At 71.9% G+C, this 23376-nt stretch carries 21 protein-coding genes; 7 read left to right on the top strand and 14 right to left on the bottom strand.

Features of this window, described 5'->3' with window-relative positions; all coding sequences use genetic code 11:
• Window positions 1-45: 45 nt before the first annotated feature.
• From ACQEVM_RS01025 to ACQEVM_RS01010, 4 genes are all read right to left on the bottom strand, one after another.
• Entirely contained in the window at window positions 46-783 is a 738-nt protein-coding gene (locus ACQEVM_RS01025) for a hypothetical protein (protein WP_433073555.1), read from the bottom strand.
• Window positions 784-939: 156 nt separating this feature from the next.
• Window positions 940-2766, bottom strand: coding sequence for an acyl-CoA dehydrogenase (locus ACQEVM_RS01020; RefSeq protein WP_433073552.1), 1827 nt, complete (start codon window positions 2764-2766; stop codon window positions 940-942).
• 220 nt (window positions 2767-2986) lie between these two features.
• Window positions 2987-3352 (bottom strand): ATP-binding protein, encoded by a 366-nt coding sequence (locus tag ACQEVM_RS01015; RefSeq protein WP_433073549.1) that lies wholly within the window; start codon window positions 3350-3352, stop codon window positions 2987-2989.
• Between the two features lie 17 nt (window positions 3353-3369).
• Complete coding sequence (locus tag ACQEVM_RS01010; protein ID WP_433073546.1) at window positions 3370-3588, bottom strand: hypothetical protein; 219 nt, start codon at window positions 3586-3588, stop codon at window positions 3370-3372.
• A 127-nt stretch (window positions 3589-3715) separates the two neighbouring features.
• Here ACQEVM_RS01010 and ACQEVM_RS01005 point away from each other — a divergent pair, with 127 nt between their 5' ends.
• Genes ACQEVM_RS01005 through ACQEVM_RS00995 form a run of 3 tightly spaced genes read left to right on the top strand, consistent with a single transcriptional unit; the run spans window position 3716 to window position 5289 of the window.
• Window positions 3716-4573: a helix-turn-helix domain-containing protein gene (locus tag ACQEVM_RS01005; RefSeq protein WP_433073543.1), complete on the top strand. Its 858-nt coding sequence runs from the start codon at window positions 3716-3718 to the stop codon at window positions 4571-4573.
• A 1-nt stretch (window position 4574) separates the two neighbouring features.
• On the top strand, window positions 4575-4769 hold the full coding sequence (locus ACQEVM_RS01000; protein ID WP_433073540.1) for a DUF397 domain-containing protein: 195 nt from the start codon (window positions 4575-4577) through the stop codon (window positions 4767-4769).
• Window positions 4770-4824: 55 nt separating this feature from the next.
• A complete protein-coding gene (locus tag ACQEVM_RS00995) occupies window positions 4825-5289 on the top strand; it encodes an SseB family protein (RefSeq protein ID WP_053675664.1) in 465 nt (154 codons plus the stop codon).
• A gap of 90 nt (window positions 5290-5379) precedes the next feature.
• Here the strand turns inward: ACQEVM_RS00995 and ACQEVM_RS00990 are convergent, their stop codons facing one another.
• Complete coding sequence (locus ACQEVM_RS00990; RefSeq protein ID WP_433073537.1) at window positions 5380-5823, bottom strand: hypothetical protein; 444 nt, start codon at window positions 5821-5823, stop codon at window positions 5380-5382.
• Between the two features lie 161 nt (window positions 5824-5984).
• On the opposite strand from ACQEVM_RS00990, the gene ACQEVM_RS00985 reads away from it, so the two are divergent.
• On the top strand, window positions 5985-6947 hold the full coding sequence (locus tag ACQEVM_RS00985) for a pirin family protein (RefSeq protein ID WP_433073534.1): 963 nt from the start codon (window positions 5985-5987) through the stop codon (window positions 6945-6947).
• A gap of 106 nt (window positions 6948-7053) precedes the next feature.
• Here ACQEVM_RS00985 and ACQEVM_RS00980 read toward each other — a convergent pair whose 3' ends face one another.
• Together ACQEVM_RS00980 and ACQEVM_RS00975 are read right to left on the bottom strand one after the other, a co-directional pair.
• A complete protein-coding gene (locus ACQEVM_RS00980; RefSeq protein ID WP_433073531.1) occupies window positions 7054-8121 on the bottom strand; it encodes an AI-2E family transporter in 1068 nt (355 codons plus the stop codon).
• A gap of 44 nt (window positions 8122-8165) precedes the next feature.
• A complete protein-coding gene (locus ACQEVM_RS00975; RefSeq protein ID WP_433073528.1) occupies window positions 8166-10406 on the bottom strand; it encodes a SpoIIE family protein phosphatase in 2241 nt (746 codons plus the stop codon).
• A 239-nt stretch (window positions 10407-10645) separates the two neighbouring features.
• Here ACQEVM_RS00975 and aspS point away from each other — a divergent pair, with 239 nt between their 5' ends.
• A complete protein-coding gene (aspS, locus tag ACQEVM_RS00970) occupies window positions 10646-12451 on the top strand; it encodes an aspartate--tRNA ligase (protein WP_433073525.1) in 1806 nt (601 codons plus the stop codon).
• Between the two features lie 347 nt (window positions 12452-12798).
• Here the strand turns inward: aspS and ACQEVM_RS00965 are convergent, their stop codons facing one another.
• Entirely contained in the window at window positions 12799-14316 is a 1518-nt protein-coding gene (locus ACQEVM_RS00965; protein WP_433073522.1) for a VWA domain-containing protein, read from the bottom strand.
• 402 nt (window positions 14317-14718) lie between these two features.
• Here ACQEVM_RS00965 and ACQEVM_RS00960 point away from each other — a divergent pair, with 402 nt between their 5' ends.
• Complete coding sequence (locus ACQEVM_RS00960; RefSeq protein WP_433073518.1) at window positions 14719-16806, top strand: PhoX family protein; 2088 nt, start codon at window positions 14719-14721, stop codon at window positions 16804-16806.
• 200 nt (window positions 16807-17006) lie between these two features.
• Here the strand turns inward: ACQEVM_RS00960 and ACQEVM_RS00955 are convergent, their stop codons facing one another.
• The 4 genes from ACQEVM_RS00955 to ACQEVM_RS00940 all read right to left on the bottom strand — a co-directional run bounded on the left by ACQEVM_RS00955 (window position 17007) and on the right by ACQEVM_RS00940 (window position 22023).
• Window positions 17007-18266: a sensor histidine kinase gene (locus tag ACQEVM_RS00955; protein ID WP_433079740.1), complete on the bottom strand. Its 1260-nt coding sequence runs from the start codon at window positions 18264-18266 to the stop codon at window positions 17007-17009.
• A 14-nt stretch (window positions 18267-18280) separates the two neighbouring features.
• The gene (locus tag ACQEVM_RS00950) at window positions 18281-19012 is read right to left on the bottom strand and encodes a hypothetical protein (protein ID WP_433073515.1); all 732 of its coding nucleotides are present in this window, start codon (window positions 19010-19012) and stop codon (window positions 18281-18283) included.
• Between the two features lie 81 nt (window positions 19013-19093).
• Window positions 19094-21103: an FUSC family protein gene (locus ACQEVM_RS00945; RefSeq protein ID WP_433073512.1), complete on the bottom strand. Its 2010-nt coding sequence runs from the start codon at window positions 21101-21103 to the stop codon at window positions 19094-19096.
• A 92-nt stretch (window positions 21104-21195) separates the two neighbouring features.
• Entirely contained in the window at window positions 21196-22023 is an 828-nt protein-coding gene (locus ACQEVM_RS00940) for a hypothetical protein (RefSeq protein ID WP_433073509.1), read from the bottom strand.
• A 184-nt stretch (window positions 22024-22207) separates the two neighbouring features.
• Between ACQEVM_RS00940 and ACQEVM_RS00935 the strand changes: the two genes are divergently transcribed.
• Window positions 22208-22618, top strand: a complete 411-nt coding sequence (locus ACQEVM_RS00935; protein ID WP_433073507.1) for a hypothetical protein — start codon at window positions 22208-22210, stop codon at window positions 22616-22618.
• Between the two features lie 78 nt (window positions 22619-22696).
• On the opposite strand, the gene ACQEVM_RS00930 is transcribed toward ACQEVM_RS00935, so the two are convergent.
• Both ACQEVM_RS00930 and ACQEVM_RS00925 read right to left on the bottom strand, forming a co-directional pair.
• Window positions 22697-22864 (bottom strand): hypothetical protein, encoded by a 168-nt coding sequence (locus ACQEVM_RS00930; RefSeq protein WP_433073505.1) that lies wholly within the window; start codon window positions 22862-22864, stop codon window positions 22697-22699.
• A 62-nt stretch (window positions 22865-22926) separates the two neighbouring features.
• On the bottom strand, window positions 22927-23289 hold the full coding sequence (locus ACQEVM_RS00925) for a hypothetical protein (protein WP_433073502.1): 363 nt from the start codon (window positions 23287-23289) through the stop codon (window positions 22927-22929).
• Between the last annotated feature and the right edge of the window lie 87 nt (window positions 23290-23376).

The raw sequence follows: 23376 nt of genomic DNA, 5'->3' as shown, positions 1-23376 counted from the left end.
GGGGTCGGGGCGACGCGGGATGTGTGGTCCGCGGTCCCGTGGTCCTCAGCCCGGCGGACGCTCGAATCTGCGCTGCAACTGCCGCCGCTCGCCCCGACGGATGCGCGGGAGCATCTCGGGGGTCTGCGCCGGTCGCTGCGCGCGTCTTCTGCGTCCGGCGCAGAAGATACAGGCCTCGCCCGGCGGGGCGTCGGGGTCGATCGGCGCCCCGGGGTGTTCGGAGCATCCCGAGGCGTTCCGCGGCCGGGACAGTTCCCGGGCCACGATGAAGGCGCGGTGCAGGTCGTCCGCCATCCGCACGAACTCCTCCGGCGGGGAGGAGAGACCCAGGTGGAAGCGCCGGTCCTCGATCGTGCGGAGGAAGGCGCGCAGCACGTCGTGGGTGTACGGGGGGTCCGGCACGGGATAGCCGAGCCGGCGCTGCTCCCCGGCGGCGGGTGCGGCGCCGGCGGGCCGGCCGCCCTGGCCGCGCAGTCCGAGGCGCCGCCGGTCGTTGCAGATCAGGCAGCGGCCCCAGCCGTCGGGGGCCTCGGGGTCGAGGGCGCCGTTGGGGTGCTCGGCGCAGCCGGTGTAGCTCTTGGCGGGCGCCAGCCCGGACGCGGTCTGGAAGGCGATGTAGAGGGCGTCGGCGACGCCGTCGTACTCGGCGGGATGGGCGCCGTCGTACAGCTCCCGCATGTGGTCGCCGAGGCTGCCCAGGGTCGCCTGCAGCTCCTTGAGGGCGTACGGCCGTCCGGTCGGGACGGAGTACCCCCTGCTGCCGTGCTGATCCTGTGGGCTCATGCCTACGAGCGTGCCATGAACGACCGACAAGGGAGGAACGGCCCCGGGGAACCGGCCGGGAAACGGGCCGTGGAAACGGCGCCGGCCGGACCCCGTGACGGGATCCGGCCGTTGCCGCGTACGTACACCGCGTACAGCTGTGGGGTGCCTCGGGGCCTAGAAGGCGGCCTCGTCGAGCTCCATGAGGGTGTTGTCCACGGACTCGGCCAGCGCGCGCTGGACCGAGACGCCGGGGAGGACCTCCGCGGCGAAGAACTTCGCCGCGGCGATCTTGCCGGTGTAGAAGGGGACGTCCTTCGCGGAGGCCGTCGCCAGCTTCTCGGCGGCCACGGCCGCGCCCTTGAGCAGCAGGTATCCGACGACCACGTCACCGGAGGCCATCAGCAGGCGGGTGGTGTTCTGGCCGACCTTGTAGATGTTCTTGACGTCCTCGCCGGTGGCGGTGAGGTCCACGATCATCTGGCCGACGATGGCCTCCAGGTCCACGGCGGCCTTGGCGAGCGCGTCGCGGGCCGGGGCGAGGTCGTCGCCGCCGACGGCCTCGGCGAGGAACTTCTTGATCGTCTCGGAGAGCACGTTCAGGGAGGCGCCCTGGTCGCGCACGATCTTCCGGAAGAAGAAGTCCTGGCCCTGGATCGCCGTGGTGCCCTCGTAGAGGGTGTCGATCTTGGCGTCCCGGATGTACTGCTCGATCGGGTATTCCTGGAGGTAGCCGGAGCCACCGAAGGTCTGCAGCGACTGCGCGAGCTGCTCGTACGACTTCTCCGAGCCGTAGCCCTTCACGATCGGCAGGAGCAGGTCGTTCAGGCCGACGAGCGCGGAGGCGTCCTCGCCCGCGGCCTGCTTGACCTGGATCTCGTCCTGGACGGAGGCGGTGTACAGCACGAGGGCGCGCATGCCCTCGGCGTACGCCTTCTGCGTCATGAGCGAGCGGCGCACGTCGGGGTGGTGCGTGATGGTGACCTTGGGGGCCGTCTTGTCCATGAAGTTGGCCAGGTCCGGACCCTGCACGCGCTCCTTGGCGTACTCCAGGGCGTTCAGGTAGCCGGTGGAGAGCGTGGCGATGGCCTTCGTGCCGACCATCATGCGGGCGAACTCGATGATCATGAACATCTGGCGGATGCCGTCGTGCTTGTCACCGATCAGCCAGCCCTTGGCGGGGTGCTGGTCGCCGAAGGTCATCTCGCACGTGTTGGACGCCTTGAGGCCCATCTTGTGCTCGACGTTCGTCGCGTAGACGCCGTTGCGCTCGCCCAGCTCGCCGGTCTCCCAGTCGAAGTGGAACTTCGGGACGAGGAAGAGCGACAGGCCCTTGGTGCCCGGGCCGTGGCCCTCGGGGCGGGCGAGGACGTAGTGGAGGATGTTCTCCTCCATGTCGTGCTCACCGGAGGTGATGAAGCGCTTGACGCCCTCGATGTGCCAGGAGCCGTCGTCCTGCTGCACGGCCTTGGTGCGGCCGGCGCCGACGTCCGAGCCGGCGTCCGGCTCGGTGAGGACCATGGTGGAGCCCCAGCGCTTCTCGACCGCGATCTCGGCGACCTTCTTCTGCGCCTCGTTGCCCTCTTCGTAGAGGATGCCGGCGAACGCCGGGCCGGAGGAGTACATCCACACGGCCGGGTTCGCGCCCAGGATCGTCTCGGCGAAGGCCCAGATGAGCGAGCGGGGCGAGGTGGTGCCGCCGATCTCCTCCGGCAGGCCCAGGCGCCAGTACTCGGAGTCCATGAAGGCCTTGTAGCTCTTCTTGAAGGACGCCGGGACGGGCGCGGTGTTCGTGGTCGGGTCGAAGACCGGCGGGTTGCGGTCGGCGTCCTCGAAGGAGGCGGCCAGCTCGTTCTCGGAGAGCCGGGTCATCTCGCTGAGGATGGTCTTCGCGGTCTCGGTGTCCATCTCACCGAACGGGCCGGTGCCGTACAGCTTGTCGCGGCCGAGCACCTCGAAGAGGTTGAACTCGATGTCGCGGAGATTCGACTTGTAGTGCCCCATGGCGACGGCTCCGTTAAGGCTCGGGGAGACAGGTTCCTCGTACATACCAATCGGTAACGTCATGATGCTACCCGTCGGTAATAACAAGCAACCCCTTACCGGTGACTGTGACCAGCATCAAGCCAGAGTGACTGGAGTGTCGCCGGAAGCCCAGACCCGTGCGGGGTCGGGATCGCGGGCCTCGGGCGGGTCCGGGGGGTGGTGCGTGGGGTTGTGCGGGCTACGGGTGCGGGAGCTGCGGGGGCGGGAGTTCGGCCCAGACGGTCTTGCCGCTGTACGGGCCGGGGCGCACGCCCCAGCGGGCGGCGACGGCGTCGAGCACGGCCAGGCCCCGACCGCCCTCGTCCTCCTCGCTCGCCCGGCGCAGGACCGGCCACAGCCGGGGGTCGGGGTCGCTGACCTCCACCCGGGTGCGGCCGTCGGCCGTGCGGGTGATGGCGAGGGTCACGGGGGTGCCCTCGCCGACGTGCGCGATCACATTGCCCACCAGCTCGCTCACGCAGAGCTGGAGGTCGTGACAGGGCGCGTCCACGTGCGCCCGCACGGCCCGCCGCAACGCCGACAGCTCCTGCGGCAGCGCGAGCACCCCGGCACGGAACGGCCTCACCGGCGCGGGGCCCGGTTCAGGGCGGCGGCGAGGGCGCGGGCGGTGGCCGGGTTGCACGAACCGAGGGCGAGCAGCGGGGGCGGGGTGCGGTGGGTCGCGGCGTAGGAGGGGAGGTGCAGGTCGAGGGAGGGGAGCATGATCCCGTGCGCGATCAGCGCGCTGCGGAGCTCGGTCAGTGCCTCGATGGCGAGGCGGTCGCCGGCGTGGTCGCTCATGGGGGGCATCCGTTCCTGTGCGGAGTGTGCGGAGTGTGACGAAGCCCTCACAGAGTGGGGTTGCGGTGCGTACCGTGGGAAGGGTTTCCGGCTCCACGGCGCGAGGTGTGAAAGGCGGGCTCCGACGATGGCCGCACGCAAGGACATTGACGGCTCGGCCAGCGTTCCGGCCTTCTACGGGAAGGAGTTGCGCTGGCAGCGGGAACGGGCCGGGCTGACGCTCCAGGAGACCGTGGAGGGCAGCTTCTACGGGGTGAGCTACCTCAGCGAGATCGAACGGGCCCAGCGGCGCATGCCATTGGATCTGGCACGGCACGTGGACCGGGTGCTGCGCACGGACGGATTCTTCGAGCGGTGCTGTGAGGACGCGCGCAAGGCCCGGCACGTCGGTCACGCCAAGTACGCCGAGAAGGTCTTGGAGGCGGAGAAGGTCGCGGAGACGATCGAGGAATGGTGCCCGACTGCCTTTCCGGGACTGTTGCAGACGGCTGAGTACGCGCGCGCCTTGGCGCGAGCCGAACGCCCCTTGGAGCTTCCGGAGGAAACCAGCGTGAAGGTCCAGGCCCGGTTGGCACGGGCAGACCTCTTCGAGGATGACCATGCCAGGCCTGAGTACTGGGTCATCATGCACGAGTCGCTGCTTCGGCTGCCCGTCGTCGCGCCAGGCCTGATGGCGGAGCAACTGGGCCACATCGTGAGCCTGGCGCGGCGGAATCGGATCGTTCCACAGATCGTCCCGTGGAACACCGGAGCGCACCCGTTCATGTCAGCGGGAACCTCCCTGATCATGTCCTTCGCCGACGCACCGCCACTCGTCTATACGGAGTCCCTCCACAGCGGTCTGACAGTCGACGATCCGGCGATCGTGAAGAAGTACCGAAGGTCGTACGATCTGCTGAGGGCCGTCGCGCTACCGCCAGAGGCGTCCCTCGCCATGATGGAGGCGGCCGCAGAGGACTACCGAAATGGCAAGCAGGAGAATTGACTTGAGCGCTGCATGCTGGCGCACGAGCAGCTACACGAACAGTGACGGCGGAACTTGCGTCGAAGTCGCCGACGGCGTCACCGGTCTCGTACCCGTCCGGGACTCCAAGCGGGCGGACGGCCCCGCCGTGATCGTCACGGCCGCCGCATGGGTTCCGTTCGTGCGGGCGTTGAAGGCCGGGGAGCTGTCCGGCTGAGGGTGGTGGCCGGTACCGGCGGGTACGGCGTCGGGCGCTCGGTAGGGTGGGCCGCATGTACGGCTACGACCAGACTCCGGGCGCCCAGCAGCAGGGCTATGCGCAGCAGCCCCCGCCCCAGCAGGGCTACGCGCAGCAGCCGCCGCTGTACCCCGAGCCCTCGCCGCCGTCGCTCGCCGACGCGGTGCGCGCCTTCACGACCGGGTCGCTGTCCGCCGAGGACTTCCAGCAGATCTTCGCGACCTCGAAGGTCTACTGCCCGCGCGGTGACACCCCCGGCTTCCTGGCGCTGCACAACACGCAGCAGCCGGTGATCCCCATGTTCACCACGCTCAAGGAACTGCGCCAGTACGCCGGCAAGGAGTCCAAGTACTTCGTGATCACCGGCGCCGAGGTGATCGATCTGCTGCCGACCGGCTACGGCTTCGTCCTCGACATGGAGGGCGACCACCGGATGGTCTTCGACGCGAAGGCGGTCGAGCAGATGGTCGACTTCGCGATGCGCCGGATGTACGGCTAGTCCGGCCCTCCCCTCGCGGCACACGGCTCTCCCCGCACCTCGCATCGGCCCGTCCCGGCACCGCCGGGGCGGGCCGACGTCGTCGGGGGCTCAGGCGCGGTGTGCGGCGCGGCGGCGCCAGGCCAGGGCGGTGGCGGTGCCCAGCAGGAGTGCCGGTACGGCCCAGGCCCAGAGGAGGTCGAGTCCCGGGCGGTGGGCCAGGCTCAGTCGGACGCCCGCGAAGGCGATGACGAAGACCACGTAGCCCGTGCCCTCGCCGCCCTCGGTGACCGAGGCCCAGCGGATCAGCAGACAGCCGACCAGGCAGAAGGCGCTCCAGGTGGCGAGGTACGCCCACGGGGAGCCGGGCTGCGGCGACAGCGGCATGCCGGTCGACGCCCAGCGGAAGGCGACGTAGCCGGCGCCGAAGAGGCAGGCCGCGGTGGCGAGGGACCAGAGGAGCGCGGAGAGCGCGGACGATGTGCGGCGCTCGTCGCGCTCGTCGCTGCCGACGTTCTCGATGTGCTGGTTGCCGTTCCAGTCGATGTCGTCCACGTGGTGCCCCCTCGGTCGGTCCTCGTCCTCTGCCGGTGTAAAGACCCGGGTCAGGGGCTCGGGGTTGACGCGGGAATGACATCGGGCGGCGTGCTGTTCTGCGGGGTGTGGCAGAAAGTTCGAGTTTCAACTAAACTCGACGCCAGAAGGAGGTTCCGACCATGCCTGCAGTGACTGTGGAGAACCCGTTGACGCTCCCCCGCGTCGCGGAGCCCGCCCAGGAGACCGCCGCCCGCAAGGTGCTGGCCGTCACGACCGCCCCGGGTGGTTTCGAGGGCGAGGGGTTCCCGGTGCGCCGCGCGTTCGCCGGGATCAACTACCAGCACCTCGACCCGTTCATCATGATGGACCAGATGGGCGAGGTGGAGTACGCGCCGGGCGAGCCGAAGGGCACCCCCTGGCACCCCCACCGCGGCTTCGAGACCGTCACGTACCTGATCGACGGAACCTTCGTCCACCAGGACAGCAACGGCGGCGGCGGAGTCATCAACGGGGGCGACACCCAGTGGATGACCGCCGGTTCGGGCCTCCTGCACATCGAGGCCCCGCCGGAGTCCCTCGTCGTCTCGGGCGGACTCTTCCACGGCCTCCAGCTGTGGGTGAACCTCCCGGCCACCGACAAGATGATGCCCCCGCGCTACCAGGACATCGGCGGCGGCCAGGTGCAGTTGCTGTCCACCCCGGACGGCGGCTCGCTGCTCCGCGTGATCGCCGGTGAACTGGACGGCCACGAGGGCCCCGGCATCACCCACACCCCGATCACGATGATCCACGCGACCATCACCCCGGGCGCGCAGATCACCCTGCCGTGGCGCGAGGACTTCAATGCCCTCGCCTACGTGCTGGCCGGGCGCGGTTCGGTCGGCCAGGACCGCCGGCCGATCCACAAGGGCCAGACGGCGGTGTTCGGCGAGGGCGGTTCCCTGACCGTCCGCGCGGACGAGTCCCAGGACTCCAACGCCCCGGACCTGGAGGTCGTCCTGCTGGGCGGTCGCCCGATCCGTGAGCCGATGGCGCACTACGGTCCGTTCGTCATGAACAGCAAGCACGAACTCCAGCAGGCCTTCGACGACTTCCAGGCCGGCCGCCTGGGCACCGTCCCCACGACGGCGCGCACCCGCTGACCGACCGCCCCACGCGGTCACCCCACGACGAAGGCGCCCCCGGATCCCGGGCGGCGCCTTCGTCGCGCGCGGTGCGGTGTCGTGCCGGGTCGCGCACGGCCGCGCCTCAGGCCGGGGTCGGCTCGGGGTTCGGGGCGGGCGGGGTTTCGAAGCGGGTGCGCAGTTCCGACGCGACCCCGAAGGCGGCGGCGGTGAGGGGGACGGCGAGGAGCATGCCGAGGACGCCGGCCACGCCCGCGCCGGCGGTGATGGCGAGCATGACCACCGCCGGGTGCATCTGCACGGTGCGGCTCTGGATCATCGGCTGGAGCACGTGTCCCTCCAGGAGTTGCACGGCGATCACCACGCCCAGGACCCACAGGCCGATCACCCACCCCCGGTCCGCGAAGGCCACGAGGACGGCGATGGTGCCGGAGACGAAGGCGCCGAGGTACGGGATGTACGCGCCGACGAACACCAGCGCACCCAGCCCGAACGCGCCGGGCACGCGCAGGACCAGCAGGCCGATCGTGATGCAGACCGCGTCGATCAGGGCGATGAAGGTGGTCCCGCGCATGAACCCCTCGACGGCCTTGAACGCCCGCCGGGCCATCGCCTCCACGATGTCGCCGGCCGCGCGCGGCCCCAGCGAACGCAGGGCGCCGGCGGCGCGGTCGGAGTCCCGCAGGAAGAAGAAGATCAGCAGGAGTGACAGGACCGAGGTGCCGATGAACTCGCCGACGACGCTGATGCCGGCGATCACACCGGAGGCGGCGGTGCCGCCGAACTTGGTCAGCAGCTCCCGCGCGTTCTTGGCCAGGTCCTCCAACGAGGTGCCGGCCGCCCCGAAGTGCCGGGCGAGGTCCTCGCCGGCGCGCCGCAACGCGCTGACGATCTGATCGCCCGTCTCGATCAGCGCGAGCGTGACCGCGTACGAGACCCCGCCGACGAACGCCACCACCGCCAGGCAGGTCAGCGCGGCGGCCAGCGACCGGTTGACCCTCATGCCGACCAGCCGCCGGTGCATCGGACCGAGCAGAGCCGTCCCGAGCAGGGCCAGCAGCGCGGGCGTCACGGCGGTCCGGAAGGTGACGCACAACCAGACGAGCACCGCGACCACGCCGGCGACGAGCAGGAAGACGGCGCACCAGGCGGCCAACCGCCGGACGGGCTCGGGGAGCACGGGAGTCGACACCGGTGCATCCAACCACGCCGGGGCGCGTCGTCCCGGCCGGTCGCTCACGGCCGGGCGGGGACCGTGTCGGGATCGGGGGCCGCGTCCGAGCCGGGGGCCGCGTCCGGGGCGGGTTTGGATTGCTCGCGCAGCTCGAACCAGATGGACTTGCCCTCGCCGCGCGGGTCGACGCCCCACGCGTCGGCGAGCATCTCCATCAACAGCACCCCGCGTCCGCTCGACGCCATCTCGCCCGGATGCCGCTTGTGCGGCAGCTCGTCGCTGGAGTCGGCCACCTCCACCCGCAGCCGCCTGGTCCCCGGCTCGCCCACCGCGTCCGCGACCAGCACCGCGTCGCCGTCCGTGTGCACCAGTACGTTCGTCACCATCTCGGAGACCATCAGCACCGCCGAGTCCACCTGCTCGGAGTCCGCCCAGTCGTGCAGCAGCTCCCGGATCTGCTGCCGGGCTCCCGCGATCCGGGCCGGCTCCGCCTGCGCCACGGTCAGCAGCGTGCGGCGGGACGGGGGCGCCGGGTGGGTCTGCGGGGTGCCGCAGCCACAGCCCACGCCCTCGCGGCACAGCAGGACCACGGCTATGTCGTCCTCGCGCCGATCGGCCAGCGGGCCGGTGGTGTGGTGCGAGGACGGCCCGTGCACGGCCTGCACCAGCAGGTCGGCCAGCTTCTCCAGATGCCCGGCCGCCATGCCGTCGGCGTCGAGGGCCCCGCCGTCCGGGGTCTCGGCCTCCAGGATCGCCCGCAGTCGAGCCCAGCCCGTGTCCAGGTCGTGGCCGCCGGTCTCGATGAGCCCGTCGGTGCACAGCATCATCGTCTCGCCGGGTTCGAGGGTGAACCGGGTCGTCGGGTAGTCGGTGTCCGGGACGATGCCGAGCGGCAGCCCGCCCGCCGTGGACCGCATCAGCACCGTGCCGTCCGTCATCCGGACCACCGGGTCGGGGTGCCCGGCGCGGGCCACCTCCAGCGTGCCCGTCCGCGGGTCGCACTCCACGTACAGGCAGGTCGCGAAGCGCGGGCTGAGGAAGTCGGAGTCGTCGTAGGACGCCGAGTCGGCCGTGTCCTGGGTGGAACACAGTCCGGCGAGGAACCGGGAGGCCCGAGAGAGCACCGCGTCCGGCCGGTGGCCCTCGGAGGCGTACGCCCGCACGGCGATCCGCAACTGCCCCATCAGCCCGGCGGCCCGTACGTCGTGGCCCTGCACGTCCCCGATGACCAGCGCGAACCGGCCCGACGGCAGCGGGATCATGTCGTACCAGTCGCCGCCGACCTGGAGCCCGCCGCCGGTCGGGACGTACCGGGCGGCGAGGGTCATGCCCGGGATCTCGGGGCCGAGCTGCGGCATCATCGACCGCTGGAGCCCGGTGGTCAGCTCCCGCTCGGACTCCGCCACGCCCGCCCGCTGGAGCGCCTGGGCCAGCATCCGGGCCACCGTGGTCAGCACGGACCGTTCGTCCGGCGAGAAGGACACCGGGTGCTTGAACGCGGCCATCCAGGCACCCATGCTCCGCCCCGCCACGATCAGCGGGAGGAAGGCCCAGGAGATCCGGCCGAAGTGCCGGGCCAACGGCCAGGTCGCCGGGAAGCGGCGCTTGTAGTCCTCCGGGGACGGCAGGTAGATCGCCCGCCCGGTGCGCACGACCTCCGCCGCCGGGTAGTCCGTGTCCAGCCGCATCTCCGCGAAGGGCCCCTCCGGATCCGGCCCGTGCCCGTGGTGCCCGATGATCGACAGCCGGTCGCCGGCCACGCCGAAGACGGCCAGCCCGTCCGGGCTGAACCCCGGCATCGACAGCGACGCCGCCACCCGCAGCACCTCGGCCGTGGACCGAGCCTCGGCCAGCGCCCGGCCGGCGTCCAGCAGGAACGCCTCGCGGGAGCGCCGCCAGTCCCCGGTGATCGGGGTGTGCACGGCGGTGGTGCCGGGCTGCGGCTCGGCGATCTCCTGGATGGTGCCGATCAGCTCGTAGTCCACCCGACCGTCCGGGCTGAGGTTCTCCACGGGCTTGGAACGGCTGCGCACAGTGCGCAGCACGCGCCCGTCCTCGTCCATGATCCGCAGCCGGGCCTCGGCGAGGGTGCCCTCGGCGACGGCCAGGTTCACGATGCCGTTGATCTCGTTCCAGTCCACCGGGTGGAACCGGGACCGTACGGCGACCTCCGGCAGGACGACGTGTTCCGCGGGCAGCCCGAGCAGCCGGGCGGCCTCGCCGTCGAGCGTGACGGTCCCGGACCCGTTGTCCCATCGCCACAGGCCGGTCGCGATAGCGGCCAGGACATCCTCGGTACGCACTCGGTCATCTTTACAGGTGATGATCCGGGCGTGCCTGTTCACGGCCCCCGGCCCCGCCGCACGGCCGTCCCCCGCATCCCCTCCCGGGTCGCGCCCGGGGCCTGTCCGCGAGCCCCCGCCGCGAGCGACCACACGGCCGCCGGACCGGGCCGCCCCGGCCCCGCCCGCGCGGCCGGGGCCCGGACGGTAACCTGGGGACGGTTGAATCCACCCTGGTATCGCGAAGAACTGGATGACTGATGCATCGGTACAGGTCCCACACGTGCGGCGAGCTCCGAGCCTCCGACGTCAACGCCGACGTCAGGCTGAGCGGCTGGCTGCACAACCGTCGAGACCTGGGCGGCATCCTCTTCATCGATCTCCGTGACCACTACGGCATCACGCAGCTCGTGGCCCGTCCCGGCACCGCCGCGAACGAGGCCCTGAGCAGCGTCTCCAAGGAGACCGTCGTCCGGATCGACGGCAAGGTCCTCTCCCGCGGCGCGGACAACGTGAACCCGGAGCTGCCCACCGGAGACATCGAGATCGAGGTCTCCGAGGTCGAGGTGCTCGGCGCGTCCGCCCCGCTGCCCTTCACCATCAACACCGACGACGGGGTGAACGAGGAGCGCCGACTGGAGTACCGCTTCCTCGACCTGCGTCGCGAGCGCATGCACCGCAACATCATGCTGCGCTCGGCCGTCATCGCCTCCATCCGCTCGAAGATGGTGGCCCTCGGCTTCAACGAGATGGCGACCCCGATCCTCACCGCGACCTCCCCCGAGGGCGCCCGTGACTTCGTCGTTCCGTCCCGCCTCAACCCGGGCAAGTTCTACGCCCTGCCGCAGGCGCCGCAGCAGTTCAAGCAGCTGCTGATGATCTCCGGCTTCGACCGGTACTTCCAGATCGCGCCCTGCTTCCGCGACGAGGACGCCCGCGCCGACCGTTCGCCGGGCGAGTTCTACCAGCTCGACGTCGAGATGTCCTTCGTCGAGCAGGAGGACGTCTTCCAGCCGATCGAGCGCCTGATGACCGAGCTCTTCACCGAGTTCGGCAACGGCCGCGAGGTCACCTCCCCCTTCCCGCGGATCCCGTTCCGCGAGTCGATGCTGAAGTACGGCAACGACAAGCCCGACCTGCGCGCCAAGCTGGAACTCGTCGACATCACCGACGTGTTCGAGGGCTCGGAGTTCAAGGCGTTCGCCGGCAAGCACGTGCGTGCGCTGGCCGTCCCGGACACCGCCGCGCAGCCCCGCAAGTTCTTCGACGGCCTCGGCGAGTACGCGATCTCGCTCGGCGCCAAGGGCCTGGCCTGGGTCCGCGTGGGCGAGGACGGCGCGCTGACCGGCCCGATCGCCAAGTTCCTCACCGAGGAGAACGTCAAGGTCCTCACCGAGCGCCTCGGTCTCGCGGCCGGCCACGCGGTGTTCTTCGGCGCGGGCGAGTTCGACGAGGTCTCCAAGATCATGTCCGGCGTCCGCGTCGAGGCGGCCAAGCGCGCGGGCCACTTCGAGGAGAACGTCTTCCGCTTCTGCTGGATCGTCGACTTCCCGATGTACGAGAAGGACGAGGAGACCGGCAAGATCGACTTCTCCCACAACCCGTTCTCCATGCCCCAGGGCGGCGTGAAGGACCTGGAGGAGAAGGACCCGCTGGACATCCTGGCCTGGCAGTACGACATCGTCTGCAACGGCATCGAGCTGTCCTCCGGCGCCATCCGCAACCACGAGCCCGAGGTCATGCTGAAGGCCTTCGAGATCGCCGGTTACGAGGCCGAGACCGTCGAGCGCGAGTTCGCCGGCATGCTCCGCGCGTTCCGTCTCGGCGCCCCGCCGCACGGTGGCATCGCCCCCGGCGTCGACCGCATCGTGATGCTGCTCGCCGACGAGCCGAACATCCGCGAGACGATCGCCTTCCCGCTCAACGGCAACGCGCAGGACCTGATGATGGGCGCGCCCACCGTCCTGGAGGAGACCCGCCTGCGCGAGCTGAACATCGCGCTGCGCAAGCCGGTCGAGACCAAGGAGACCGAGCCCGTCGAGAAGTCGGTCAAGCAGCACCAGTAGGAACGGGCACGAGCCCCCGCACGATCCCCCGCACGGGGGCTCGTGCGGTTCGTGCGGCTCGCCGTGTGGTGTGTACGTGGAAGGGCGGCGACCCCGGATGTCCGGGGTCGCCGCCCTTCTGCGTGAGCGCGCTCCGGGGGTGAGGCCCCTGCGCCTCCTGAGGCCGCTGTGACTCGACCCGGGGCCCTTCCGGACCTCCGGGGGCCGTGCTTGGCGTCGCAGGGCACACCGGGGCCCTCCGAGGTCCTCCGCGGCCGGGCCGGGGCCGGGCCGGGGCCGCGTACGCGAGAAGGCCGCCGCCCCCGGGGGTACCGGGGGCGGCGGCCTTCTCTCACGTGCCTGCCGACCTAGAAGCGGTCGAGGAGGCCCTTGACCAGGGCCACCGAGGCCAGCTCGCGGGGCGCGGGCCCGGCGTGGAAGAAACCGGCGTTCTCGGCATCCAGCTTGCGCAGGAAGTCGAAGCCCTTGCTGTCGTGGTCACCGAAGCCCACGAACTGCCAGTGGATGTCGTGCGCGGCTGCGGCGACGATCGCCTGCCGGGCGGGCTGACGGTTGTCGGGGGCCCCGTCGACCTGGAAGACGACGAGGGCCGGGCCCGTTCCGCCGTCCTTCTGGTACCGCTCGACGACGGCCTCGACGGCCACGTGGTAGCTGGTGCGTCCCATGCGGCCGAGTTCGGCGTGACGGGCCTCGACCCAGGCCTCGTCGTGGCCGTCCAGGGTGAGGTCGGCGGTGCCGTCCACGTCCGTGGAGAAGAACACCGTGTGCACGGTCGCCGCCTCGTCGAGGTGCGCGGCGAGGGCCAGGGCGTGATCCGCGAGGTGCTGGGCACTGCCGTCCTTGTAGAACCCGCGCATCGAGAAGGACCGGTCCAGTACGAGGTACACCTTGGCGCGCGCGCCGGCCTTCCCCTTGGCGCGCAGCACCTGACCGGCGGCCTTGTACGCCCCGGCCACCGGCGCGGCCCGCCGCTTGACGGCGGCGAGCGCGACGGCCGGCCCCCCGACCCCGGCGGCGACCGCCTCGACGGCGGGTGCGGCTTCGGCTTCGGCGTGGGCGGCGACAGGCTCAGGCTCGACCACGATCGGCTCGACCACGGGCACGGCCACCGGCTCGGCGGCGGCTTCGGCGGCGACCGGCTCGGCTTCGACCTCGGGTGCGGGCTCGGCCACTGCGGGCTCCGGCTCGACCACGACCGGTTCGATCACGACGGCCTCGACCACGGGGGCGGGCTCGATCACGACGGGCTCGACCGCGGGGGCGGGTTCGATCACGACGGGCTCGACCGCTGGGGCGACGACGGCCTCGACCGCCGGCTCGGGCTCGACCACCGGCTCCGGCTCGGGTGTGGCTTCGGCGGCGACCGGCTCGGCTTCGGCCTCGGCCGTCACGGGCTCGGCGGCGACCTGCTCCGGCTCGACCTCGGCCGCAGCGACGAGTGCGGGCTCGACGGCCTCGGGCTCGACGGCCTCGGCTTCGACGGCCTCGGCTTCGGCGGTGGCGGTCTCGGCGGGCTCCGCCGCGACCGGCACGACCTCGGGCTCGACGGCCTCGACGTCCGCCGCGACGGCCTCGGCGACGACCGGCTCCTGAACCGCTTCGGCGGGTACCGCCTCCGCCTCGGCCACGACGGGCGCCGCATCGGCCTTGGCCGGCTCCGGCGTCGGCTCCGGCGTCGGCTCCGGCGTCGGCTCGGCGGCGGGCTCCGCCGGGCTTCCGGTACCGGCCGAAGGCGCCGGGCGGCGGGCCTCCGGGACGGCCGGCGCCGTCATCACGGTGCCGGCTTCGCGGTCCCGCGGAGCGGACTGCGGGGGAACAGTGGGGTTGTCGAAGGACGCGGCGACCAATTCGGCCGCCGAGTCCATGGGCGTACGTTCCGTCTGGCTCGGGACGGCCGCCGATGGGGCGTCCGACGTATCCGGAACCGGTTCGGTAGACCGTCCGAACACCTTGCGCAACAAGCTCCGAATACCCATGGGCCAGGCCTTTCGCATGAGTGCGTGAGTCATTTGTCCGTGCTGCGCGGTAGATCCCTGCCCAGAGTGGACACGTAAGGTTATCGGCCCCTTGGCTGGAACTTCGGCAGGGGCGCCTTTCGTGGCGCCAACCCTCGCAGACAACCGGAGCGCGTGGGGAACTGCCCCTCCGCCGTGCCGGGTTCACCGACCGTTCATCCCCGCGCCGCCGCATCGGCGCAACCCCCGCCTAGCGTCACGGCTGTTCGTTCCGACATGTTGTCGGCGCCGTGCACCCTCGGAGGACACCTCGTGCGCAAGCTTCTGCCGCTCCTCGGCAACCCGCATGGGAGCGGCCGTTCCGCTCTCACCTGCCGCTACCGCTGTGGCGACGCATGCTTCCACGAGGTGCCGAACACCAGCGACAACGAGTACGTCGGCGATGTGATCGCCCGCGCCTACTCCCGCCGCTCGATGCTCCGGTCCGCCGCCGTCGTCACGGTGGCCACCGCCGCCGGCACCGCCGTCACACTGGGCGGCAACGGCTCTTCCGCCAACGCCTCCCCCTCCGTCGACACCCGGGGCTCCGGTGCGGCGGGTGTCGGCGACGCGGCCCGCGGTCTGCGTTTCAAGGCCGTCGCGCCGAACACCGACGACAAGGTCACCGTTCCCGAGGGCCACGAGCAGAACGTGGTCATCCGCTGGGGCGAGCCCATCGTCAAGGGCGCGCCGGGCTTCAACCCCGACAAGCAGACCGCTGCCGCGCAGGCCGGCCAGTTCGGCTACAACAACGACTTCCTGAGCCTTCTCCCGCTCGGCGACGACTACGAGCGTCGGCAGCTGCTCGTGGCCAACCACGAGTACACCGACGAGAACCTCATGTTCAAGGCGTACGACCCGGCCAACCCGACCCGTGAGCAGGTCGAGATCGCCTGGGCCGCGCACGGGCTCTCCGTCGTCGTCGTGCAGGAGGACCACCGCAGCGGCAAGCTGACGGCGGTCACCCGGCACCAGCTCAACCGTCGTCTCACCGCCACCAGCGAGTTCAGGTTGACCGGCCCCGCGGCGGGCTCGGAGCTGCTGAAGACCTCCGCCGACCGGACCGGCACGAAGGTGCTCGGCACCCTGAACAACTGCGCCGGCGGCACCACCCCGTGGGGCACCACCCTCCACGGCGAGGAGAACTTCAACCAGTACTTCGCCAACGCCGGACAGGTCACGGACGCGACCCAGGCCGCCCGGCTCAAGCGCTACGGCATGACCACGGGCGCCACCGAGCGCAAGTGGGAGCGGTTCGACAAGCGCTTCGACATCGTGCAGGAACCCAACGAGTCGCACCGCTTCGGCTGGGTCGTCGAGCTCGACCCGTACGACCCGACGTCCACCCCGCGCAAGCGCACCGCGCTGGGGCGCTTCAAGCACGAGGCCGCCCAGCCGCGCCTGACCGAGGACGGCCGTCCGGTCGTCTACATGGGCGACGACGAGCGCTTCGACTACTTCTACAAGTTCGTCTCGTCGAAGCGGATGAAGAAGGGCGGCTCGCGCGCCGCGAAGGAGCACAACCTGACGCTCCTCGACGAGGGCACCCTGTACGTCGCCAAGCTGACCGGTGACTCGCCGGCCGCCGAGATCGACGGCACGGGCAAGCTGCCCTCGGACGGCCAGTTCGACGGATCCGGTGTCTGGATCAAGCTCGCCACCGGCAACGTCTCGCACGTCGAGGGCATGACCGCCGAGGAGGTGTACGTCTTCACGCGGCAGGCCGCCGACAAGGTGGGCGCCACCAAGATGGACCGCCCCGAGGACGTCGAGCCCTCCCCGCGCACCGGCCGTGTCTACATCGCGCTGACCAACAACACCGACCGCGGCAAGGCCGGCAAGGCGGGAGCGGACGAGGCCAACCCCCGCAACCTGAACAAGCACGGCCAGATCCTGGAGCTGGCCGAGAACTTCGACGACCCGGCGGGCGACGGCTTCGCCTGGCGGCTCTTCCTGGTCGCCGGTGACCCCAACGACCCGGCCACCTACTTCGCCGGCTTCCCGAAGGACAAGGTCAGCCCGATCTCCTGCCCGGACAACGTGGCCTTCGACCCGCACGGCAACCTGTGGATCTCCACCGACGGCAACCAGCTCGGCTCGCACGACGGTCTGTTCGGCGTCGCCACCGCAGGTGAGCGCCGCGGTGAGTTGAAGCAGTTCCTGACCGTGCCGCGCGGCGCCGAGACCTGTGGCCCGCTGATCCAGGACAAGCGCGTACTGGTCTCGGTCCAGCACCCGGGCGAGATCGACGGCGCGTCCGTCGAGAAGCCCCAGTCGGTGTGGCCCGACGGCCCCGGCAAGATCGTCCGCCCGGCGGTCGTGTCGGTCTGGCGCAAGGACGGCAAGAACATCGGCGTCTGAACCGGGCCGGTTGATCAGCCGGTGAACCGGGCCGGTTGATCAGCCGGTGAACCGAGCCGGTCGATCAGACCAGTTGATCAATCGATTGATCAGTCGGGTGCCCGGTCGGATCGACCGGGCACCCGGTGTCGGTGAGGGGTGTTTCACGTGAAACACCCCTCACCGTCCACTGTTTCACGTGAAACATCTCCTCGTCCCGTTCAACTGTCCGCGACCAGACGCCCGACGGGCAGGTGCAGGGTCGTCTGCGCGCCCCCGTCGGGGGCGTTGGCGAAGGTCAGCTCCACCTCCAGCACCGCGGCCTGACCCGCGGCGATCGTCAGCCCCAGACCGTGCCCCCGACCCCGACCCGGGTCGCCCGTGCGGAAGCGCTGCGGGCCCTGCTCGATCAGTTCGGGCGGATAGCCGGCCCCGTGGTCGTGGATCACCACCACCGGGCCCTCGACGGACACCTCGATCGGTGGCTTCCCGTGCTTGTCGGCGTTGACCAGCAGGTTGGCGAGGATCCGGTCGAGGCGGCGCCGGTCGGTGAGCACCACCGTGTCCCGGACCACCCGGACCGAGACGGGCAGTCGGGTGCCCGCGACGGCCCGCCGCACGGCCCGACCCAGTTCCACCCGGGACAGTTCTGCCTGTTCCACTCCCGAGTCCAGCCGGGAGATCTCCAGCAGGTCCTCGGTGAGCAGGTGCAGCGCCCGGAGCCGGTCGTTGATCATTTCCTTGGGGCGGCCCTCGGGGAGCAGCGACGCGGCGGCGAGTGAGCCTGTCAACGGGGTGCGCAGTTCATGCGCGACGTCGGCCGTGAACCGTTTCTCGGCCTCCAGCCGTTCCTGGAGCGACCCGGCCATCGAGTCCAGGGCGTGCGCGACGTCGCGGACCTCGTCGTGGTGGCGGGTGTCCCGGGGGTCGTCCGGGTCGGCGGGGAGCCCCACCCTGGCGTCCAGGTCGCCGGCGCTGATCCGGCGGGCCACGGCGGCGGTGGTCGCCAGCCGCCGGCTGATCCGGTCGGCCAGGAACAGGCCGGCCAGAGCCACGATCCCGGCGGCGAGGGCGGCGGAGGCGAGGATGGCGGTGTCCAGGTCGCGCAGCCGCCGGCGGGTCTGGTCGAAGGGGAGCCAGACGGCCAGCACCTTCGTGTCGGCGGGCCCGGCGCCCCACATCGCGGGTTCGCCGTCGTGCTCGCCGACCATGCTCCCGGTCTCCCCGCGCGCGACGAGCCCGCGCAGGGGGCCCGGAAGCTCGGGCGGGTCGACGACCACGTTCACGCCGCCGTGCACGGTGCCGTACTGGTACTGGTTGACGGCGTCTTCCAGGTCCCGGCCCACGTCCTTGCGGACCTCGCCGACGACCTGTCCGGCGACCACGTTGTGCACGAGGATCCCGAGCACGGCCGCGACCGTGCAGCACACCGCCGTGGTGGTCAGAGCGATCTTCCAGCGCAGACTGCTCGTCACCCGCATCCGGCCCGCCCCTCTCAGGCCCGGCTCGGGGAGCAGCCGGCCGAGCCGTCCTTCGCGGTGGGGCACTCGTCGAGGGTGAGTTGGGACAGGTTGAGGATCTTCGCGTCCGGGTCCCACACGTAGTCGGAGACGGAGACGTACTTGGGATTCGAGGTCGGTTCGCGTACCGCGAGGTGTTCGGCGGCGACCTCCACGCCCTCCAGTACTCCGCGCCGGTACAGGATCCGGGCGATGGCCCCGTCGTCCTGGACGGTGTAGACGCGCAGTTCGCTGTCGCGGCCGTCGAGGTCGAGAGCGGTGATCAGTTCCTCCCGGCCGTTGCCCGTCACGTCGTGCAGGACGGAGGGCCGCATCGGGCAGTCGGGACCTCCGTCCACAGCCTGTGTGCAGAGCGCCAGCCGCTGCGGCGCCCGCGGGTCGACGAGCCGTCCCGTGCCGCCGTCCTGCCGGGCGGAGGCGGTGACGTCGGCCCGTACGACGTCCAGCGGGTTCACGCCGTGCATGTCGGGGCCCGGGGCCTTGGGCAGTCCCGGGACCACGGTGGCGGTGCCCGGCTTCTGGTCCGCCGCCGGCGGCGCCGGATGGATGTTCTTCCACAGGGTCTGCGGGGCGTGCACGGTGCCCAGGTCGCCGTCGCTCTGCAGTCCCTCCACGTCGGAGCACCCGGCCGAGACCGCGAGGAGGGCGGCGAGGAAGGGGAGCGCCAGGACGCCGGGGCGTCGGCCGCGGGGGACGGGGGACCTCATGGGGCGATGCTCCCCCGGAGGGGAGCCGGCGGCCCGGGCACGGACCCATTCGGGGGACGGGCGCCCCCGCGCACGGGGGCGTCAGTCGGCGGGGGCGGCGATGGCGCGGGCCGCCGCGATCTCCTGGTGGACGGGGGCCAGCACGGAGTCCTGCCTGCCCGCAGGGGCGGGGCCGCCGCGTACCGCCGCCGGGTTCCGGCCGGCGCGTACTCCCTCCGCCAGTCCGCGCAGTTCCCGGACGGCAGCCGCGACCTCGTCCCGGTCGGGGGCGTCCGCGCCGTGGTTGACGCGGACCCGGGCGGCGGTGGTGGCGTCGACGATCCGCTCCACGGCCACCACCAGCGGCCACCACGCGGCGGCCCGCGCCCCCGTCGGCGGCGGCTCGGTCAGCGCCCGCTGGAACTCGGTTCGTACGCCCGACAGGTCCCGGTAGATCCGTCGGCGGGCCTGGAGCCGGGCGGTGCGGGCGGCCCGCAGTCCGGCCTCCGTGTCGGGACGGACCGTGCCGAACGCCCGCTCCACGTACCGGGCGGCGTCGTCCACGGTGTCCGCGAGCCGGTCCCCGATCCGGGTGTGCCAGCTCTCGGGCCAGAGCAGGTACCCCGCGACCAACGTGATGGCGCAGCCGATCAGGCTGTCCAGCAGCCGGGGCCGGATCAGGTCGAAGCCCTGGTGGTTGAGCAGGTCGGACAGCAGCAGGATCACCGGGGTGATCGCGGCGGTCTGGAAGGCGTACCCCTTGGCGGAGAACGCCGGGATCAGCGCGGCCAGCACCGCCATGACCGGCACGTCCCACCAGCCGCGCGGCACCTCGGCCAACACGGCGGCGGCGAGGACCAGCCCGACGGCCGTTCCCAGGGCCCGCAGGACGGCACGCGAGAAGACCGATCCGAAGTCCGGCTTGAGGACGAACGTGACGGTCAGGGCGACCCAGTACGAGCGCTCGATGGGGACCACCGAGACGAGGACCTGGGCCAGCCCGATGCACACGGCCAGCCGGATGCCGTACCGCCAGGACGCCCGGGAGAACATCATGTCGCGGACCGCCCGCCGGGCCCTGATGCCCAGCGCGGCCGGCCTGCCGAGCCGGTCGTCCACGTTGTGCATCCTCGGTTCGGCCAGGTGCACGATCGTCGCCGCGTGCCGCAGGGCCGCGTCGATGGCGCGCTCCGACTGGCCGTGCGGCGGGGGCAGGTCCAAGACGGGGGTCCCGGTGCGGCCCTCCTCGACGGCCGCGGCCAGTTCCCTCACGGCCGCCGGGATCTCGGGCGGCAGCGGTCGTCCTCGCAGGTGCGCGGCGGGCGCCCCCTCGACGAGGGGAATCAGCACGTTCAACTGGGCCAGCATCCGCACCAGCGAGGGGCTGCGCCCGTGCACCAGGGCCCGCCGCCCCAGGACGAGGTCGTAGGCCTGGTTCAGGGCCTGGGTGACCTCCCGGCGGCGTTCCTCGTAGTCGGGCCCGCCTGCGGCCTCCAGCGTGTCCGCCAGGGCCCGGTACCCGGCGGCGACGGCGACCCGCTCGGGTTGCCGGCCGCGCAGCGGCCAGCCCGCCAGGCTGAGCACCAGGACGAACAGTCCGCCGGCGCCGAGCAGCAGCGGCGCCGTCCACCAGGGCTCGGGCATCGGCAGGCCGGCGCCGACCACGGCGTTCAGCAGGAGCAGGAGACCGGACACGGAGGCGACCGAGCCGATCGAGGAGATCATTCCGGAGATGAGGGCGACCAGGGTGAGCACGGCGACGGCGAGCCAGCCGTGCCCGAAGACGAGGGTGCCGACGGCCACTCCGACGGCGCCGAAGAGCTGCGGTACGGCGATGTTGAGGACGCGCATGCGGTACGCGTCGGCGGTGTCGCCGATCACCCCGGACAGGGCTCCCATGGACACCAGGGCGCCGTATTCCGGTTCGTCCAGGGCGAAGCCCACGGCCAGCGGGACGGACAGCGCGATGCCGGCGCGCGCGACGGCGGCCCACGGGACGGGGGCGCTGCTCGGCCGCAGGCCGTTGAGGAGCCACGCGGGCGGGGTCAGGGGGATCTGCCGGGCCCGGGAGTGCCCGGACCGAGTGTGCTCGGTGCGTCTTTCGGTGGTCATTCCCGCTTCCGTGCCGCCGCTCGCGAATCGGTTCTTCTGTGGAGTTCTCCAGTCGTCTGCCCACTTCTCCGCAGGTTCCGCATCTTCCGAGCCTATGGTGTGCGGCGCAGCCGCCCCGCGAGCCAGCCGGCGAGCGCGGCCGCGAGCCCGAGGGCCAGCACCACCCAGGCGGTGGTCCGCAGGAACGCGGTGAGCGCGTCGTACACCGCCCCGGCCGCGGGCCGGTCGATGTCGGCCGGCAGGTCCTCCAGGGTGAGACGGCGGCACCACTGCACCGCGAGCCACAGCAGCACGGCCCCGATCGCCAGCCCCAGCCCGGTGGCGACCACGGCCCGCCGTCGTCGGACGGCGACCGCGATGGCCGCGGCGGCCAGCAGCAGGGTCAGGAGGGGAAGCCACACCCCGGCGATCTGGAGCATGCGAAAGCCCTTCCGCAGCGCGCCCAGGTCGTCGTACTCCATGACCTCGACGGAAACGTGGGTCACCGGGATCCGGTCGGCGAAGGGCACCCCGTTCTCGACGAGTTCCCCCTTCACCCGGGCGATCACGGGCGCGAGGTCGATGGTGACGGCGTCCCCGTCGCCGGTGGTGAGTGCCTTGAGGAACGCGGCGTGCGCGGCGCGGTTGGCGGCGTCCCAGGCCGTCCGGTACGCCGGGGTCCCGGAGAAGGACTGCAGGGCCTCGCCGAGGAGCGCGTCGACCCCGCCCTGGAAGGGGCCCGCGTCGATCTGGCCGGCGAGCGCGCGGGTGGCCTGGGTGACGACCACGCCCCGCACGGCGGGGTCCTCGGCGAGCGGGGACATGGCGGCGGTGTAGCGGTCGGCGTCGCCCAGCTCGCGGTCGGCCCAGTACGCGACGGCGCTCGCGGGCACCAGCAGGGCCACGAGCACGATCAGTACCGCCGACAGGAAGGTGCGCACGTCACCAGGGAATGCCGAGGGGGTGCGGCCCGCGAGCGTTGTTGCTGCGTGCGGGTGGCGGAAGTGGGCGGACCGGGCGGGGCGGGGACGGGGCGGAGTCGGGCGTCACGGCGGACCTCGCTTGATCCACTTGCCGGTCAGAGGTGGCGGGTGTGCCCTGGATGGTGGAGAGAGGAGCCCCGTCATGGCACATGCGGCACCCACCGCCCATCGGCGGCACCGGGGGACGACGACGGACCGGACGCACGATCTCGGCAAGAGCGCGATGGTCCGCGCCCTGCTGGCCGGTCTCGTCTACGGGGTCTGGGCGGCCTTCATCAAGCGCCAGATGGGCCCGGTCGACGCGGGCAACGTCTTCTACGGCATTCTGTGCGGCGCGCTCTTCGCCGCGATCATGTTCACCCTGGGCCGGATCGGCTCCCGGCTGCCGAGGGAACTGCACGCCGCCGCCTACGGCGCCTTCGGCGGCGTGGCCGTCGGCTACCTGTACAGCCTCACCGGCGACAGCGTGCTCCGATCCGCCGGGCTCGGCATCGCCGTCGCCGCGGCCACCGGGCTCACCGCTTTCTACCGCTACTACATGCGCGAGCCCTGAGCCGACGGAGCACCGTCGCCCCGCACGACGCGTCCCCCGGACCCGGTCCGGGGGACGCGTCGGGTATCCGGGGAGGGGTCACTCCTTCGCGGCGGCTTCGGCCGGGCGAGCGGCCGGGGCTTCAGGACGGGTGGAGGGTTCGGGCTCCGGCTGCTCCGGCTGCTCCGGGCGTCGGGCCGGCGGGGTGAAACGGGAGGCCTCGGCACGCAGCATGGCGTTCAGGGCTGCGTAGGGGTCGATGGGCATGGCGGAACCTCACGGTGTGCTCGGTGTTCGAGGGGGGTGTGGGTGCGTGCTGCTCGGCCCGCTCAGCAGCGCAGGACCACACTCCGTACCGTCCGCCGGGACAGGGCCGGTTCGGCCGTTCCGTTGAAGGTCACACGGGATGCCCGCGGCTCCCGGTGTTTCACGTGAAACACCGGCGGCGCCGGCTGCCGTACGCCCACCATGCCGCGCACGACCGCGCGCGGGGCCGCCCGCGCCTCGGGATCCGACGCGGGGTCGGAGGGGCTCTCCGAGGGCTCCGCCGGGGTGGACGGGGCGCTCGTGGCGGGCCGGGTCTCGACGGCCATCGCGCCGGCCGGACCGGCGCCGAAGAGGCACAGCAGCACGACGCAGGCCACCGTCAGGGCCTTCGCCGCAGCCGTCCGCGCGTACCGAGCACCGCTCATGCCCAGCTCTGTGCCCCGACACGCCGAAGCACTCCCCACCGGGGCCCAAGAAGCCCCCGACCGGGGGACGAAGACACCCCCGTCGGC

This window comes from Streptomyces sp. CA-243310, from assembly GCF_050936775.1.
Lineage (GTDB): Bacteria > Actinomycetota > Actinomycetes > Streptomycetales > Streptomycetaceae > Streptomyces.
The sequence above is the reverse complement of the archived record's forward strand: the minus strand, read 5'-3'. Positions and strand labels throughout refer to the sequence as shown.